15 protein-coding genes are annotated in these 16,071 nt (G+C 73.3%); 8 read left to right on the forward strand and 7 right to left on the reverse strand.

Going from position 1 to position 16,071, the window contains the following annotated elements; genetic code table 11:
• Positions 1-70: 70 nt before the first annotated feature.
• The 3 genes from IG64_RS03365 to IG64_RS03375 all read right to left on the reverse strand — a co-directional run bounded on the left by IG64_RS03365 (position 71) and on the right by IG64_RS03375 (position 2,293).
• Complete coding sequence (locus IG64_RS03365; RefSeq protein ID WP_037851732.1) at positions 71-409, reverse strand: DUF3817 domain-containing protein; 339 nt, start codon at positions 407-409, stop codon at positions 71-73.
• Positions 410-475: 66 nt separating this feature from the next.
• Positions 476-985, reverse strand: coding sequence for a MarR family winged helix-turn-helix transcriptional regulator (locus IG64_RS03370; RefSeq protein ID WP_037851734.1), 510 nt, complete (start codon positions 983-985; stop codon positions 476-478).
• Positions 986-1,018: 33 nt separating this feature from the next.
• On the reverse strand, positions 1,019-2,293 hold the full coding sequence (locus IG64_RS03375; protein WP_051812326.1) for an MFS transporter: 1,275 nt from the start codon (positions 2,291-2,293) through the stop codon (positions 1,019-1,021).
• A 79-nt stretch (positions 2,294-2,372) separates the two neighbouring features.
• Between IG64_RS03375 and IG64_RS03380 the strand changes: the two genes are divergently transcribed.
• Complete coding sequence (locus tag IG64_RS03380; RefSeq protein WP_037851735.1) at positions 2,373-3,365, forward strand: ArsR/SmtB family transcription factor; 993 nt, start codon at positions 2,373-2,375, stop codon at positions 3,363-3,365.
• Positions 3,366-3,816: 451 nt separating this feature from the next.
• On the opposite strand, the gene IG64_RS03385 is transcribed toward IG64_RS03380, so the two are convergent.
• Positions 3,817-4,113, reverse strand: a complete 297-nt coding sequence (locus tag IG64_RS03385; protein ID WP_037851736.1) for an MTH1187 family thiamine-binding protein — start codon at positions 4,111-4,113, stop codon at positions 3,817-3,819.
• A complete protein-coding gene (locus IG64_RS03390) occupies positions 4,110-4,454 on the reverse strand; it encodes a DUF3817 domain-containing protein (protein ID WP_037851739.1) in 345 nt (114 codons plus the stop codon). Before IG64_RS03390 ends, IG64_RS03385 begins: the two co-directional genes overlap by 4 nt.
• 182 nt (positions 4,455-4,636) lie before the next feature.
• Between IG64_RS03390 and IG64_RS03395 the strand changes: the two genes are divergently transcribed.
• From IG64_RS03395 to IG64_RS03410, 4 genes are all read left to right on the forward strand, one after another.
• A complete protein-coding gene (locus tag IG64_RS03395; protein ID WP_037851741.1) occupies positions 4,637-5,269 on the forward strand; it encodes an AIM24 family protein in 633 nt (210 codons plus the stop codon).
• Position 5,270: 1 nt separating this feature from the next.
• Positions 5,271-5,921: an AIM24 family protein gene (locus IG64_RS03400; protein ID WP_037851743.1), complete on the forward strand. Its 651-nt coding sequence runs from the start codon at positions 5,271-5,273 to the stop codon at positions 5,919-5,921.
• Positions 5,918-6,718 carry an AIM24 family protein gene (locus IG64_RS03405; RefSeq protein WP_037851746.1) on the forward strand — a complete coding sequence of 267 codons (801 nt, stop codon included), beginning with the start codon at positions 5,918-5,920 and terminating at the stop codon, positions 6,716-6,718. The genes IG64_RS03400 and IG64_RS03405 overlap by 4 nt, the downstream gene beginning before the upstream one ends.
• Before the next feature lie 95 nt (positions 6,719-6,813).
• Positions 6,814-7,290 (forward strand): MarR family winged helix-turn-helix transcriptional regulator, encoded by a 477-nt coding sequence (locus tag IG64_RS03410; protein WP_037851747.1) that lies wholly within the window; start codon positions 6,814-6,816, stop codon positions 7,288-7,290.
• A gap of 364 nt (positions 7,291-7,654) precedes the next feature.
• Here IG64_RS03410 and meaB read toward each other — a convergent pair whose 3' ends face one another.
• Together meaB and IG64_RS03420 are read right to left on the reverse strand one after the other, a co-directional pair.
• Complete coding sequence (gene meaB, locus IG64_RS03415) at positions 7,655-8,611, reverse strand: methylmalonyl Co-A mutase-associated GTPase MeaB (protein WP_037851748.1); 957 nt, start codon at positions 8,609-8,611, stop codon at positions 7,655-7,657.
• A gap of 74 nt (positions 8,612-8,685) precedes the next feature.
• Positions 8,686-9,894: an acetyl-CoA C-acetyltransferase gene (locus IG64_RS03420; RefSeq protein WP_107474140.1), complete on the reverse strand. Its 1,209-nt coding sequence runs from the start codon at positions 9,892-9,894 to the stop codon at positions 8,686-8,688.
• A 150-nt stretch (positions 9,895-10,044) separates the two neighbouring features.
• On the opposite strand from IG64_RS03420, the gene mce reads away from it, so the two are divergent.
• The 3 genes from mce (at position 10,045) to IG64_RS03435 (ending at position 15,827) form a co-directional block, all read left to right on the forward strand.
• Positions 10,045-10,485, forward strand: coding sequence for a methylmalonyl-CoA epimerase (mce, locus tag IG64_RS03425; protein WP_037851751.1), 441 nt, complete (start codon positions 10,045-10,047; stop codon positions 10,483-10,485).
• 231 nt (positions 10,486-10,716) lie between these two features.
• On the forward strand, positions 10,717-14,697 hold the full coding sequence (gene scy, locus IG64_RS03430; protein WP_037851753.1) for a polarized growth protein Scy: 3,981 nt from the start codon (positions 10,717-10,719) through the stop codon (positions 14,695-14,697).
• Between the two features lie 194 nt (positions 14,698-14,891).
• Positions 14,892-15,827: a cellulose-binding protein gene (locus IG64_RS03435; protein ID WP_037851756.1), complete on the forward strand. Its 936-nt coding sequence runs from the start codon at positions 14,892-14,894 to the stop codon at positions 15,825-15,827.
• Positions 15,828-16,071: the final 244 nt, after the last annotated feature.

A 16,071-nucleotide genomic window follows, 5' to 3' on the forward strand; every position in this document is an offset into this window, starting at 1 on the left:
TCAAATTTACTAGGACGTCCTAGTAAAAGTCGACGGCTGACCGCCGTACGCGTGCGGTACGGCGGTGCGGTTACGCCTCGGCGACCGCCGGAGCGCGGTCGGTGACCTTGGCCTCCAGCTCGCGGCTGATCCTGCGCTCGACGAAGAAGGCGGCGGTGGGCACGGTCCCGGCGAGCAGCACCCACAGCTGCTTGGCCACCGGCCACTTCGCCTTGGAGCCCAGGTCGAAGGCGACGACCAGGTAGATCACGTACAGCCAGCCGTGCGCGATGCCGATGACGGTGGTGAACTTCGCCGCGCCGTCGATCTGGAGGCCGTACTTGGCGATGACGCCGAGGGTCAGCAGGACCAGCAGCACGCCGGTGACGTAGGCCATGACGCGGTAGCGGGTCAGCACGCTCTTCTTCATGGGGTCGAGCGTAACCGTCCGTTCCGGGAGATCTTGCCCCGGGTCGCACTGCCCGCGACCGGGGCGTCAGCCCTCGTCGAAGTCGTGCGCGGCCACGCGCAGGGGCCGCAGCATCGCGAAGATCTCCGCGCACTCCTCGGCGTCGTAGGCGCCCAGGCCGAAGTCCATCGCCATCAGGTCGCGGGTGGCCGACTCGACCACCTCGCGGCCCTTGTCGGTGATGACGGCGAGGGTGCCGCGGCCGTCGTTGGGGTTGGGGCGCTTGGCGACCAGGCCGGACCTGACCAGGCGGTCCACGGTGTTCGTGACGGACGTAGGGTGCACCATGAGCCGCTCACCGATCTTGGACATCGGCAGTTCCCCGGCCTTGGAGAAGGTGAGCAGCACCAGCGCCTCGTAGCGCGCGAACGTCAGCCCGTACGGCTTGACCACCGCGTCGACCTCGGCCAGGAGGATCTGGTGCGCGCGCATGATGGAGGTGATCGCCGCCATGGACGGCACGTTTCCCCACCGCTGCTTCCAGAGGTCGTCGGCGCGTGCGATGGGGTCGAAGGGGAGACTGAGGGGCTTCGGCACGGCATCAGACCCTACCCGCCGGTCATATCGTGGTCAGCCCCGTCTCGCCTTTCGGTCCGGGCGGTCCGCGCGGGATTCCGCGGGGCGGTCCGTGCGGGCCCGCGGGGCGACCGCGCGGGAGCCGTCGGTGCGCCGGGCGGCGCCGGCCAGCAGCAGGCAGGCCACCGTGCCCAGGGCCCCCGCCCCCGCGACCGTCGCGCGCACCCCGGCGAACTCGGCCGCGACGCCCGCCAGGGCCATGCCCACGCCCTGGACGGTCATGAGCCCGGCGGTGAGCAGGGTCATCGCGCGCCCGCGCAGTTCCTCGGGGACGGCGGCGACGAACCACTGGTCCAGGCCCAGGGTGTACGCCGACCCGGCGCCGGAGACCAGGAGCAGGAGCAGGGAGAGCGCCAGGCCGGGGTGGAGGGCGTAGCCGAGGTAGGGCAGCAGCGCGAGGCTCACCAGCGGGAGCGCGATGCGCTCGCGGGCGGCGGGCAGCAGCCGCGAGCCCGCGTACAGCTCGCCGGCCACGGTGCCGGCGGGCAGCGCGCACATCAGCAGCCCGAGCCCGGTGGATCCGGTGTCGAGCGCCGCGGCGTACGGGGCCGCCAGGGCCTCGGGCACCACCGCGAACGCGGGCGGCACCCAGAAGAGCAGGAGCAGGACGCGCGTCCTGCGGTCGGCGAGCACTTGCCGGGCACCGCGCAACGAGTCGCCCACCAGGGCGCCGGACCGCCCGGTGCGCGCCGGACGGGGCCGGGTGCCGAGGCGGAGCAGTGCGGCGGAGGCCAGGAAGGTGCCCACGGTGATCAGCAGCGCGTGCCGGGGGCCGACCACGGTGAGCAGCAGCCCGCCGAGGCCGTAACCGGCGAGCAGCGCGCTCTGCGAGACGATCCGCAGCAGGGAGCGGCCCAGGACGAACAGGTCGCCGTCGCCGAGGATGTCGGCGAGGGTCGCCATGCGCGTGCCCTGGAACACCGGTGAGACGACGGCGAGGGCGCATCGCAGTGCGAGCAGGACGCCGATGTGCGCCCCCGGCGCGACCATGGGCGCCACGCACGCCGCGCACACCAGGTCGCACGTCACGAGGACGCGGCGGGCCGGGAAGCGGTCGGCGAGCCCGGCCAGGAGCGTGCCGCCGACGACGTACGGCAGGAAGCCGAGCGCGAAGGTGAGCGCGCTGAGCAGGGGCGAGCCGGTGAGGTCGTAGACGAGGACGGACAGGGCGACCTCGCTGACGATGACGCCGAGCAGGGAGAGGGCGTGCGCGGCGAAGACGGCGCGGAACTCGGGGACGGCGAAGACCTGGGTGTAGCGCTGGGACATGCACGGCAGCGTGCGGCCGGACCGTCGCGGACCCTAGTCTTTCGGCTCAGGCCGAATCTTCCTCTCCTGGGGTGTGCGCATGCCGTTCCGTCTGCGTTTCGGCGACGACGACCTGCTGCGGTGCCGGTTCGCGCTGTCACCGCTGTGGGAGACGCAGGAGGCGGTACGGACGCTGGGGCGGCCGGACCGGCACGGGTACCACCCGCACTGGCTGCGGCGCATCCGGGAGGCGGCCCGCGGGCTGGACCTGGCGCCGTTGTGGCTGCTCATGCCGCGGCGCGGGCACAGCCCGGACTTCCTGGGGCCGCCGCCGCTCGGTCCCGCGGCGACGTTCGAGGAGGAGATCGCCGCAGTGCGGGCGGCCGATCCGGCGGCGGCCCGGGAGGACCTGGCGCGGGCCCTGGCGGACACGCCGGGCGCGCTGCGGTCGCGGCCCGGCCGGGCCCTGCTGGCCGATCCGGAGCGGGCGGTGCGGGAGCTGGCGGACCTGCTGGAAACCGCGTGGCGGGCGCTGGTGGAGCCGGAGTGGCCGCGGCTGCGGGCGCTGCTGGAGGCCGACATCGCCTTCCACTCGCGGCGGCTGGCCGAGGTCGGGCTGGAGGCGCTGCTGCCCGAACTGGACCGCCGGCTGTCCTGGGACGGGCGGACGCTGACCGTGGACTGGCACGGCGAGCACGGCCGCGATCTGGGCGGGCAGGGGCTGGTGCTGATGCCGAGCGTGTTCTCCTGGCCGGAGGTGATCAGCGGCTTCGAGCCTCCGTGGCAGCCGACGCTGGTGTACCCGGCGCGGGGCCTGGCGGGGCTGTGGACCGAGCCGGGCACGGCGGGCGCACAGGCACTGGTACGGCTGCTGGGGCGGGGGCGGGCGGCGGTGCTGGGCGCGCTGACCGACCCGGCGACGACGTCGGACCTGGCGCACCGGCTCGGGCTGGCCCCGTCGTCGGTGTCCGCGCATCTGACGGTGCTGCGGGACGCGGGGCTGCTCACGGCGCGGCGGTACGGACACCGGGTGCTGTACGAGCGGACACCGCTGGGGATGGCACTGGCGGCGTCCGGGGGCGAGGCGCGGTGAGCGGGGGGCGTGGGCGGGGCGCGGTCCCGGCGGCGGGCGTGGCGTGGCGGGGCGGGCAGGACTGGGCCAGGGCGGCGGGCCGCAACCGAGGGCGCGGCACGAGCACGGCGGCGGGCTGAAGCCCGGGCGCGGCGCGGTCCCGGCGGCGGGCGTGGCATGCGCCGGGCACGGCGGGCGGGGGCTGCCGCGAGAGTGGCCCGGGCACGGCGGGCGTGGCGTGGCGGGGCGGGCAGGACTGGGCCAGGGCGGCGGGCCGCAGCCGAGGGCGCGGCACGGGCACGGCGGCGAGCCGAAGCCCGGGCGCGGCGCGGTCCCGGCAGCGGGCAGGGCTGGGCCGCGGCGGCGGGCGGGCGGGGGTCAGGGCACGGCGGCGACCAGGGGCCGGGGCGTGGGCCGGGGCGGTCTGACGGGTGCGCGACCGCCCCGGGCGCGGCGCGGGGGGCCGGCGGGGCTACTCCCCCGCCAGGTGCCGTTCGACCGTCTCCACCTTCGAGGTGAGGCCGTCCGTCACGCCCGGGCGGATGTCCGCCTTGAGGACGAGGGAGACGCGGGGAGCGCGGGCCTCCACCGCGGCGACGGCGCGCCGGACCACGTCCATCACCTCGTCCCACTCCCCCTCGATCGAGGTGAACATGGCGTCGGTGCGGTGCGGCAGGCCGGACGCGCGGACGACGCGGACGGCGTCGGCGACGTACTCGCCCACGTCCTCGCCGACGCCCAGCGGGGTCACGGAGAAGGCGACGATCACGCGTTCACCACTCCCTCGCGGCGGGCGCGGGAGGCGATGACCGCGTCCTCGGCCTCGCGCTTGAGCTTGCGCTCGGCGAAGAAGCCGCCGGTGGGCAGGACCGACAGGACGAAGTAGAGGGCGGCGGTCTTCAGCGGCCACTTGGTGCGGTTCCAGGCGTCGGCCCAGAAGATCACGTAGAGGACGAAGAGGACGCCGTGGATCGAGCCCATCGCGGGGACCGCGTTGAAGTCGGTGGTCCGCTTCAGGACCGAGCAGACCAGCAGGAGGAGGAAGCTCACCGCCTCGGGGGCGGAGACCAGGCGGAGGCGGCGGAGGGCGGTGGCGGTCTTGATGTCCACAGGTCACCTTCGGTGGGAGAGACACGGGAGCTGCGGCCGGGTTTGTGAACGCAGGCACAAAGTTTCGTCCATTGTGGCAAACCGGCGGAGGTGCACGGCCCCTAGGGGGGCGCTCAGGGGCCTTCTCCACCCGTGGGACCTGTCTTCTCCTCCCCCTTCGCCGTTACCTTCTGTGCGTGGCGATGTTCCGACTGCAAGGCAGCAAGGTGCTCGCCGTCGACATGACCGGGGACGCCGTGAAGGCGAAGAACGGCTCGATGGTCGCGTACGACGGGCAGATGGCCTTCAAGAAGCTGACAGGTGGCGGTGAGGGCCTGCGCGGGATGGTGACGCGGCGGCTCACCGGTGAGCAGATGACCGTGATGGAGGTGCGGGGGCAGGGGACCTGCTGGTTCGCGGACCGGGCGTCCGAGATCAATCTCGTCCGGCTCCAGGGGGAGAAGCTGTACGTGGAGTCGAGCAACCTGCTCGCGACCGACGCGGCCCTGAGAACGGGCACGACGTTCACGGGGCTGCGCGGCGCCTCGCAGGGCAACGGGCTGTTCACGACCACCGTCGAGGGCCACGGCCAGGCGGCGATCATGTCGGACGGGCCGGCCGTGGTACTGCGGGTGAGCGCCCAGTACCCGCTGACCGTCGACCCCGGCGCGTACATCGCGCACCAGGGGAACCTCCGGCAGACGTTCCAGTCCGGCGTGACCTTCCGCACCTTCCTCGGCGAGGGCGGCGGGGAGGCCTTCCAGATCCGCTTCGAGGGGGACGGCCTGGTGTACGTGCAGCCGAGCGAGCGGAACACGATCGCGGGGGACGTGTGAGATGACCTTCCGTGAGATCAACTCGAAGATGGTCGAGGCCACCGTGGTGCCGGGGCAGCGGCTGTTCAGTCAGCGGGGCGCGATGCTGGCGTACCGGGGCGACGTCTCCTTCACCCCGAACATCCAGGGCGGTCAGGGCGGCCTGATGTCCATGATCGGACGCCGGGTCGCGGGCGAGGCGACGCCCCTGATGACCGTGGAGGGCAGCGGCACGGTCTTCTTCGGGCACGGCGGGCACCACGTCCAGGTGATCGGCCTGTCCGGCGACACGCTGTACGTGGAGGCGGACCGCCTGCTCGCCTTCGAGGGCACCCTCCAGCAGGGCACGATGTTCATGGGCTCGCAGGGCGGGGTCATGGGCATGGTGCGCGGTCAGGTGACGGGCCAGGGACTGTTCACGACCACGCTGAAGGGGCACGGCGCGGTGGCGGTCATGGCGCACGGCGGGGTCCTGGAGATCCCGGTCACCCCGCAGCGCCCGGTCCACGTCGACCCGCAGGCCTACGTCGCCCACCACGGCGAGGTCCGCAACAAGCTGTCGGCCGCGCTGGGCTGGCGGGACATGGTGGGGCGGGGGTCCGGGGAGGCGTTCCAGCTGGAGCTGAGCGGCAGCGGCATGGTCTACGTCCAGGCGTCGGAGGAGAAGCTGTGAGCGCGTACGGAACGCCCGGCGCCGGGCCCGTGGTGTACGACCCGGCGACCCTGCCGGCCGACGACAACGTCAACCACTACACCTTCTGCGTGGAGCTGAAGGGGAGCCAGTGGTTCCTGCAGAAGGGGAAGATGATCGCCTACTACGGGACGATCGAGTTCAACGGCTTCGGGCACGGGCGGCTGGACCGCCTGGTGCGGACGTCGTTCCATTCGCCTCTGCACGCCGCGGACTGGGTGGTGGCGGAGGGCTCGGGCAAGATGCTCCTCGCCGACCGGGCCTTCGACGTCAACTCCTTCGACCTGGACGACGGCAACCTGACCATTCGCTCGGGCAACTTGCTTGCTTTTCAGCCAAGTCTCGCGCTGAAGCAGTCGATCGTGCCGGGCTTCCTGACACTGATCGGAACCGGAAAGTTCGTGGCCGCGTCGAACGGGCCGGTGGTCTTCATGGAGCCCCCGATCCGGGTGGACCCGCAGGCGCTCGTCGGCTGGGCCGACTGCCCCTCGCCGTGCCACCACTACGACCACGGGTACATGACCGGCGTGCTGGGCGGTCTACGTGCGATGACGGGGCTCGGCGGCGCCTCCGGGGAGGAGCACCAGTTCGAGTTCGTGGGGGCCGGGACGGTGCTGCTCCAGTCGTCGGAGGCCCTGATGGCGGAGCAGGCCGTGGGGGCCCCGCCGAACGAGCCCGGGGTGCCCGGCGGGGCGGCCCCGGCGGGGCCGGGACACCAGCCCGGCGCACCGCGCCTTCCCGGACAGCTGGGAGACCTCCAGCGTCGCTTCGGGCTGTGAGCGGTAGTCTGCGGAGTGTGACGGCTCGAACGCGTGCGCGCCGTCACGCCACCCCTCACTAGTTCGCCTTTCAACTTCTTAGGTAGACTTCATTCATGGAGACCGAGACGGCCACGCGCTGGCTGACCGATGCGGAGCAGTGCGCCTGGCGCACCCACCTGGAGGTCAACAGGCTGTTGACGTACCAGCTCGAGAAGGACCTGCAGCCGTTCGGCCTGACGATGAACGACTACGAGATCCTGGTGAACCTCTCCGAGTCGGAGGACGTACGGATGCGGATGAGTGACCTCGCGTCCGCCACCCTCCAGTCCAAGAGCCGCCTCTCGCACCAGATCACCCGTATGGAGAACGCGGACCTGGTGCGCCGCGAGAACTGCGAGTCCGACCGCCGCGGGCTGTACGCCGTCCTCACGGAGCACGGCATGGAGACGATGCGGAAGGTCGCGCCGCACCACGTGGCGTCGGTGCGGCGGCACTTCATCGACCTGCTGGACCCGGAGGCGCTGACGGAACTGGACAAGGCGCTGAGGCCCATCGCGGAGCACCTGCGGGGGCAGCGCGGACGCCCGTAGCCCTGGGCCCTGTCCAGGGGGCCCCGCGGCAGGCGCCACCGGACGGCCCCGGGCTTGCCACGGCGGCGGCCCGGGCACTGCGCCGGGGCCGCCCCCCCATGGGGACCCGGCCCGTCCGCCGGGCCCGCGCCCTCGGTGGGAACGGGCCCGTGCGTCGGCTCACCCCTGGACGCGCCCCCGGTTACCCGCCGGCCCGGTGGCTCTCGTGTGGACCCGGCGCTCCGGCCGTCGGACCGTCCCTCCGCCGGACCCGGTGCTCACGCTCCGGGAGCGGCGAAGGGCATGGCGAGGCCCCGCACCGGCGGGGGGCCGGTGCGGGCTGCCGTGGCACTCCCCCGTTCCCGCGCGATTCGCCAGGGGCGGTTCAGCCCTGGGTCAGGCCCGCCACCAGTTCGTCGGCCGCGCGGTACGGGTCCAGTTCGCCCGCGACGATCCGCTCGGACAGGGCGCTCAGACGCCGGTCGCCGTGCAGGTCGCCGATGCGTTCGCGCAGGGCGGTGACCGCGATGGTCTCCACCTCGCGGGCCGCGCGGGCACGGCGGCGCTCGGTCAGGACGCCCCGCTCCTCCATCCAGGCCCGGTGCTTCTCCAGGGCCTCGACGACCTCGTCGACACCCTCCGCCCGGGCCGCCACGGTCTTGACGATGGGCGGACGCCAGTCACCGGGACCGCGGGCCTCGCCGAGACCCAGCATGTGGTTCAGCTCGCGGGCGGTGGCGTCCGCGCCGTCCCGGTCGGCCTTGTTGACGACGTAGACGTCGCCGATCTCCAGGATCCCGGCCTTGGCCGCCTGGATGCCGTCGCCCATGCCGGGAGCCAGGAGGACGACGCTGGTGTCGGCCTGGGAGGCGATCTCGACCTCCGACTGGCCGACGCCGACCGTCTCGACCAGGATCACGTCGCAGCCCGCCGCGTCCAGCACGCGGATGGCCTGCGGCGCGGCCCAGGCGAGGCCGCCGAGGTGGCCGCGGGTCGCCATGGAGCGGATGTAGACGCCCGGGTCGGAGGCGTGCTCCGACATGCGGACCCGGTCACCGAGCAGCGCCCCGCCGGAGAACGGCGAGGACGGGTCGACTGCGAGCACGCCGACCCGCCTGCCCTGCTTGCGGTACGCCGTCACCAGCGCCGAGGTGGAGGTCGACTTGCCGACCCCCGGGGAGCCGGTGAGACCGACGACGTAGGCGTTGCCGGTCAGCGGCGCGAGGGCCGCCATGACCTCCCGCAGTTGCGGGGACGCCCCCTCCACCAGCGAGATCAGCCGGGCCACGGCCCGCGGCCGGCCGTCCCTGGCCTGGGCCACCAGCGAGGAGACGTCCTGCATCACAGCTCCGTTCACGTGTTCCACGTACGACGATTCGAACGTACGGCGAGAGGTCGGTGGGGACGGCCCGGCCGTCAGGCCTTGGGCACCCGGACGATCAGCGCGTCGCCCTGGCCGCCGCCGCCGCACAGTGCCGCCGCGCCGACCCCGCCGCCCCGGCGCTTGAGCTCCAGCGCCAGGTGGAGCACGAGACGGGCGCCGGACATCCCGATCGGGTGACCGAGGGCGATGGCGCCGCCGTTCACGTTCACCTTTTCGGTGGACACCCCGAGGTCCTTCATCGACTGCACGGCCACCGCGGCGAACGCCTCGTTGATCTCGATCAGGTCGAGGTCGGAGACGTCCAGGCCCTCCTTCTTCAGGGCGTGCAGGATCGCGTTGGACGGCTGGGACTGCAGGGAGTTGTCCGGGCCCGCCACGTTGCCGTGGGCGCCGATCTCGGCGATCCAGTCCAGGCCCAGCTCCTCGGCCTTGGCCCTGCTCATCACGACCACGGCCGCGGCGCCGTCGGAGATCTGCGAGGAGGACCCGGCGGTGATCGTGCCGTCCTTGGTGAAGGCCGGGCGCAGCTTGCCCAGGCCCTCGGCGGTGGTGTCGCCGCGGATGCCCTCGTCCTTGCTGAACAGCACCGGGTCGCCCTTGCGCTGCGGGATCTCCACGGGGGTGATCTCGGCCTCGAAGACGCCGTTCTTCTGGGCGGCGGCGGCGCGCTGGTGGGACAGGGCGGCGATCTCGTCCTGCTCGGCGCGGCCGATGCCCAGGCGGGTGTTGTGCTTCTCCGTCGACTCGCCCATGGCAATGTTCTCGAAGGCGTCGGTCAGACCGTCGTACGCCATCGCGTCGAGCATCTCCACCGCGCCGTACTTGTAGCCCTCGCGGGACTTCGGCAGCAGGTGGGGGGCGTTGGTCATGGACTCCTGACCGCCGGCCACGACGATGTCGAACTCGCCCGCGCGGATGAGCTGGTCGGCCAGCGCGATCGCGTCGAGGCCGGAGAGGCACACCTTGTTGACCGTGAGCGCCGGCACGCTCATCGGGATGCCGGCCTTCACGGCGGCCTGGCGGGCAGGGATCTGCCCCGCGCCCGCCTGGAGCACCTGGCCCATGATCACGTACTGCACCTGGTCGCCGCCGATGCCCGCGCGGTCCAGGGCCGCCTTGATCGCGAAACCGCCCAGATCGGCACCGGAGAACGACTTCAGGGAGCCGAGCAGCCGGCCCATGGGCGTGCGTGCGCCGGCGACGATCACCGAGCCGGTCGTACCGGAATTTCCAGAAGACATGAGCTGCGATTCCCCTTACCGGCCTGCACAGCCGAGGAGTGAACGAGGGTTTACTTCGAATGTACTGAGCGGCGGTCGGCCCCGTCATCGGGCCGTCGGTGTGATCGCGCGCACGTTGCGTAACCACCCCGCCCGCGCTCCACTGAAACCATGCTGACGCGAATCGACCACATCGGGATCGCCTGCCACGACCTCGACGCGACCGTCGAGTTCTACCGGACCACGTACGGCTTCGAGGTGTTCCACACCGAGGTCAACGAGGAGCAGGGCGTGCGCGAGGCCATGCTCAGGATCAACGGGACGTCGGACGGCGGCGCCTCCTACCTCCAGCTCCTGGAGCCGACCCGCGAGGATTCCGCCGTGGGCAAGTGGCTCGCGAAGAACGGGGAGGGCGTCCACCACATCGCCTTCGGCACCGCGGACGTCGACGCGGACGCCGCGGACATCCGGGACAAGGGCGTACGCGTGCTGTACGAGGAGCCGCGACGCGGCTCCATGGGGTCACGGATCACCTTCCTGCACCCCAAGGACTGCCACGGCGTCCTCACAGAACTGGTCACTTCGGCGCCCGTTGAGTCGGCCGAGCACTGACCGACGTACATAAGGGCCGGTAGGGTTGGGGGCGATCGTCCCCGGCAACGGGACGATCCGGTCCTGCCGTCAAGGCGGGAGCGCCGGGGTCCGGGTTTCGGGGGACGAGCGACGGGGCAGCAGCCCATGCTCCGCCGTCGATCTGACACCATTCCCCCGGGGGCCCCGTTCGGCGGATGGACGGAGCTCGTTTGGACAGGCTTGCGACCAGGGGACGGATGGGACCGCGCAGTGCGGGGCTACGAACGCCAGGAGCGAGAGCCGGCGGCTGACGTCGACCACCTCTCTCGGTTCGAGGCCGAGATGGAGCGGCTGAAGACCGAGCGGGAAAAGGCGATCCAGCACGCCGAGGACCTCGGCTACCAGGTCGAGGTGCTGCGCGCCAAGCTGCACGAGGCGCGCCGCACCATCATGACCCGGCCCGCCTACGACAGCGCCGACATCGGTTACCAGGCCGAGCAGTTGCTGCGCCAGGCGCAGGTGCAGGCCGACCAGATCCGCGCCGACGCCGAGCGCGAGCTGAGCCAGGCCCGGGCGCAGACCCAGCGCATCCTCCAGGAGCACGCCGAGCAGGCCGCCCGGCTCCAGGCCGAGCTGCACCAGGAGGCGGTGACCCGGCGCCAGCAGCTCGACCAGGAGCTGGCCGAGCGCCGGCAGACCGTCGAGTCCCACGTCAACGAGAACGTGGCCTGGGCCGAGCAGCTGCGCGCCCGCACCGAGCAGCAGGCCCGCCGCCTCCTCGACGAGTCCCGCGCCGAGGCCGAGCAGGCCATGGCCGCGGCCCGCGCGGAAGCCGAACGGCTGACCGCCGAGGCCCGGCAGCGGCTGCGCGGCGAGGCCGAGTCGGCGCGCGCGGAGGCCGAGCAGATCCTGCGCCGGGCCCGCACCGACGCCGAGCGCCTGCTCAACGCGGCCTCCACCCAGGCGCAGGAGGCCACCGACCACGCCGAGCAGTTGCGCAGCACCACGGCCAGCGAGTCGGACGCCGCCCGCCGGCAGAGCGCCGAGCTGAGCCGGGCCGCCGAGCAGCGGATGGCGCAGGCCGAGGAGGCGCTGCGCAAGGCGCAGGCCGAGGCCGAGAAGCTGGTCACCGAGGCCAAGGAGAGCGCCGCCAAGGCGCTGGCGAGCGCCGAGTCGGCCAACGAGCAGCGCACCCGCACCGCCAAGGAACAGGTCGCCCGGCTGGTCGAGGAGGCCACCAAGGAGGCCGAGAGCACGAAGTCCGAGGCCGAGCAGCTGGTCGCGGACGCCCGTGCCGAGGCGGAGAAGATCGTCGCCGAGGCCTCGGAGAAGGCCCGCAGCGTCACCGCGGAGGAGACGGCCACCCAGCTGTCCAAGGCGGCCAAGACCGCCGAGGACGTGCTGAACAAGGCGTCCGAGGACGCGAAGAAGACCACAAAGGCGGCGGCCGAGGAGGCCGAGCGGATCCGCTCGGAGGCCGAGGCCGAGGCGGACCGGCTGCGCGCCGAGGCGCACGACATCGCCGAGCAGCTCAAGGGCGCGGCGAAAGACGACACCAAGGAGTACCGCGCCAAGACGGTCGAGCTGCAGGAGGAGGCACGCAGGCTGCGCGGCGAGGCCGAGCAGCTGCGCTCCGACGCGGTCGCCGAGGGCGAGAAGATCCGCGCGGAGGCCCGGCGCGAGGCCGTGGCGCAGATCGAGGAGGCGGCGAAGTCCGCCGAGGAGCTGCTGGCCAAGGCGAAGGCGGACGCCGACGAGCTGCGCGGCAGCGCGACCGCGGACAGCGAGAAGGTCCGCACCGAGGCCATCGAGCGGGCCACCGCGCTGCGCCGGCAGGCCGAGGAGACCCTGGAGCGCGCCCGCGCGGAGGCCGAGCGGCACCGGGCGGAGGCGGACGAGCACGCCGAGTCGGTCCGGGCGGAGGCCGAGCGCGCCGCGGCCGGGCTGCGCGAGGAGACCGAGCGGGCGCTGGCGGCCCGGCAGGCCGAGGCCACCGAGGAGCTGACCCGGCTGCACACCGAGGCCGAGGAGCGCCTCGCCGCCGCCGAGCAGTCCCTCACCGACGCCCGGGAGGAGGCCGAGCGGATCCGCCGTGAGGCCGCCGAGGAGGCCGAGCGGCTGCGCGCCGAGGCCGCCGAGCGGATCCGGACGCTCCAGCAGCAGGCGGAGGCGGAGGCCGTGCGGCTGCGGGACGAGGCCGCCGCGGACGCGTCGGCGTCCCGCGCCGAGGGCGAGGCCGTCGCCGTGCGGCTGCGCTCGGAGGCCGCGGCCGAGGCGGAACGCCTGAGGACGGAGGCCCAGGAGACCGCCGACCGGGTCCGTGCCGAGGCGCAGGCCGCCGCGGAGCGGCTGGGCGCGGAGGCGTCCGAGACGCTGGAGGCCGCGCGGGAGGAGGCGGCCCGGCGCCGCCGCGAGGCCGAGGAACTGCTCGGTTCCGCCCGCCAGGAGGCCGGCCAGGAGCGGGAGCGGGCGCGCGAGCAGAGCGAGGAACTGCTGGCGTCGGCGCGCAGGCGGGTGGAGGAGGCGCAGGCCGAGGCCACCCGCCTGGTGGAGGAGGCCGACCGGCGCGCCACCGAGATGGTGTCGGCCGCCGAGCAGCACGCGCAGCAGGTACGGGACTCCGTGGCCGGGCTGCACGAGCAGGCGCAGGAGGAGATCGCCGGGCTGCGTTCGGCCGCCGAGCACGCGGCGGACCGTACGAAGCGGGAGGCCGAGCAGGAGGCGGACCGGGTCCGCGCCGACGCCTACGCCGAGCGGGAGCGGGCGAGCGAGGACGCGGCCCGGCTGCGGCGCGAGGCGGGCGAGGAGACCGAGGCCGCCAAGGCGCTGGCCGAGCGCACGGTGTCCGAGGCCATCGCGGAGGCCGAGCGGATCCGTACGGACGTCGCCGAGCACGCGCAGCGGGTGCGGACCGAGGCGTCCGACACGATCGCGCAGGCCGAGCAGGACGCCACGCGGACGCGTGCGGACGCCCGGGACGACGCCAACCGGATCCGTTCGGACGCGGCGTCCCAGGCGGACGCGCTGATCTCCGAGGCGCGTTCGGAGGCCGAGCGGCTGCAGACGGAGACGGCGGCGGAGGCCGAGCGGCTGCGCGCGGACACCGTCGCCGAGACCGACCAGCTGCGGGCCGACACGATCGCCGAGACCGACCAGCTGCGCGCGGAGACGGCCGCGGAGGCCGAGCGGGTACGGACCGAGGCGCTCACCGAGGCCGAGCGGGTGCGGGCCCGTTCCGTCGCCCAGGCGGAGAAGCTGATCTCGGACGCCACCGGGGACGCGGAGCGGCTGCGCGCCGAGGCCGCGGAGACGGTCGGCTCCGCCCAGTCCCGCGCCGAGCGGATCCGCACCGACTCGGAGCGGGTCAGGGCGGAGGCGGCGGCGGAGGCCGAGCGGCTGGTGACGGCCGCCCGCGAGGAGGCCGAGCGGACCCTGGACGAGGCCCGCCAGGACGCGAACAAGCGGCGTTCGGAGGCGGCCGAGCAGGTCGACAAGCTGATCACCGAGACCACCGCCGAGGCCGACAAGCTGCTCACCGAGGCACAGGCGAACGCGGTCAGGACCAAGGCGGACGCGGAGTCGCAGGCCGACACGATGGTGGGCGCGGCCCGCCAGGAGGCCGAGCGGATCCTGGCCGAGGCGACCGTCCAGGGCAACACGGCGGTGGAGAAGGCCCGTACGGACGCGGACGAACTGCTGGTCGGCGCCCGCCGGGACGCCACGCAGATCCGCGAGCGCGCCGAGGAGCTGCGCCAGCGCCTCACCACCGAGATCGAGGAGCTGCACGAGCGGGCCCGCCGCGAGGCCGCCGAGACGATGAAGTCGACCGGCGACCGCTGCGACGCGCTGATCAAGGCCGCCGAGGAGCAGTTGGCGAAGGCGCAGGCCAAGGCCAAGGAGATCGTCTCGGACGCCAACACCGAGGCGGGCAAGGTGCGCATCGCCGCGGTGAAGAAGGCCGAGGGGCTGCTCAAGGAGGCCGAGCAGAAGAAGGCGAAGCTCGTCAAGGAGGCCGAGGAGCTGAAGGCCGAGGCGGTCCAGGAGGCGCGGCGCACGGTCGAGGAGGGCAAGCGCGAGCTGGAGATCCTGGTGCGCCGGCGCGAGGACATCAACGCCGAGATCTCCCGGGTCCAGGATGTGCTGGAGGCACTGGAGTCCTTCGAGGCGCCGGGTTCCGGGAAGGACACCGGGGTCCGGGCGGGCGCGACGGTGGGCGCACCCCGGTCGGGTGGCAAGTCGTCAGAAGGTTAGCCTTTAGGGTGAATTCGGGGCCTCACGGGGGAGCTTCCGAAGGCTTCGCCGGGGTACTTGGCAAGTGCTCCGGCGGTCAGCCACCCAAAAGAGGTGTCATTCTCCAGATCAAACACGTATCCGCTCGATGACACACCGCTTCGGCCCCTAGGATTCGACCTATCACCTCACCGGTCTCATTCGACAGGAACCCCATGAGCGACACTTCCCCCTACGGCTTCGAGCATGTGCGGCGTGGGTACGACCGCGCTCAGGTGGACGAATACATCGCCAGGCTCGACTCCGACCTCGCCGACGCCCGCGCGCAGACCAAGATGCTGGAGAAGCGCATCGAGGAGCTCCACCTCGAGACGCAGACGGCGCAGGCCCAGATCTCCGACGCCGAACCGTCGTACGCGGGTCTCGGCGCCCGGGTCGAGAAGATCCTCCGCCTCGCCGAGGAGGAGGCCAAGGATCTGCGTGAGGAGGCCGCGCGCGCTGCCGAGCAGCACCGCGAGCTGGCCGAGGCGTCCGCGCAGCAGGTCCGCAACGACGCCGAGTCCTTCGCCGCGGAGCGCAAGGCCAGGGCCGAGGACGAGGGCGTCCGGATCGTCGAGAAGGCCAAGAGCGAGGCCTCCCAGCTGCGCGCCGAGGCGCAGAAGGACGCGCAGTCCAAGCGGGAGGAGGCGGACGCCCTCTTCGAGGAGACCCGCGCCAAGGCCGCTCAGGCCGCCGCCGACTTCGAGACGAACCTGGCCAAGCGCCGCGAGCAGTCCGAGCGCGACCTGACGCTCCGCCAGCAGAAGGCGGAGAAGCGGCTCGCGGAGATCGAGCACCGCGCCGAGCAGCTGCGTCTGGAGGCGGAGAAGCTCCGCACCGACGCGGAGCGCCGCGCCCGCCAGACCGTGGAGACGGCGCAGCGCCAGGCCGAGGACATCGTGGCCGACGCCAACGCCAAGGCGGACCGCATCCGTTCGGAGTCCGAGCGTGAGCTGGCGGCGCTGACCAACCGCCGCGACTCGATCAACGCCCAGCTGACGAACGTCCGCGAGATGCTGGCGACGCTGACCGGTGCCGCGGTGGCCGCCGCGGGCAACCCGGCCGAGGACGAGCCGGTCTCCCGCGGGGTCCCGGCGCAGCAGACGCGGTAACCCGGGGGCAGCGGTCCCGGTGAGCGGGCCCCGCGCCGGCCACCGGGACACTGTCGGCGAATCCGGGCACGAGCGTGACGCCGGCCCTCACGACCCGTCGCGGTCGTGGGGGCCGGCGTTGTGCTGTGTCCGGGCGGGTGCGGACGCCGCCCCGGCCGCGGCCGTCACCGCCGGGGAGGGGACGTCCGGAAGCGGCGGCCGGCCGTGGCCCGACGGGTGACGCGGGGCCGGACGGCTCAAGGGC

Origin of the sequence: Streptomyces sp. NRRL S-340 (genome assembly GCF_000720185.1) — a bacterium.
GTDB lineage: Bacteria > Actinomycetota > Actinomycetes > Streptomycetales > Streptomycetaceae > Streptomyces.

Coding starts and splice junctions, on each gene's coding strand:
- IG64_RS03365 (WP_037851732.1), bottom strand. CDS start 409: ATGAAGAAGAGCGTGCTGACCCGCTACCGCGTCATGGCCTACGTCACC.
- IG64_RS03375 (WP_051812326.1), bottom strand. CDS start 2,293: ATGTCCCAGCGCTACACCCAGGTCTTCGCCGTCCCCGAGTTCCGCGCC.
- IG64_RS03380 (WP_037851735.1), top strand. CDS start 2,373: ATGCCGTTCCGTCTGCGTTTCGGCGACGACGACCTGCTGCGGTGCCGG.
- IG64_RS03395 (WP_037851741.1), top strand. CDS start 4,637: ATGTTCCGACTGCAAGGCAGCAAGGTGCTCGCCGTCGACATGACCGGG.
- IG64_RS03400 (WP_037851743.1), top strand. CDS start 5,271: ATGACCTTCCGTGAGATCAACTCGAAGATGGTCGAGGCCACCGTGGTG.
- IG64_RS03410 (WP_037851747.1), top strand. CDS start 6,814: ATGGAGACCGAGACGGCCACGCGCTGGCTGACCGATGCGGAGCAGTGC.
- meaB (WP_037851748.1), bottom strand. CDS start 8,611: ATGCAGGACGTCTCCTCGCTGGTGGCCCAGGCCAGGGACGGCCGGCCG.
- IG64_RS03420 (WP_107474140.1), bottom strand. CDS start 9,894: ATGTCTTCTGGAAATTCCGGTACGACCGGCTCGGTGATCGTCGCCGGC.
- mce (WP_037851751.1), top strand. CDS start 10,045: ATGCTGACGCGAATCGACCACATCGGGATCGCCTGCCACGACCTCGAC.
- IG64_RS03435 (WP_037851756.1), top strand. CDS start 14,892: ATGAGCGACACTTCCCCCTACGGCTTCGAGCATGTGCGGCGTGGGTAC.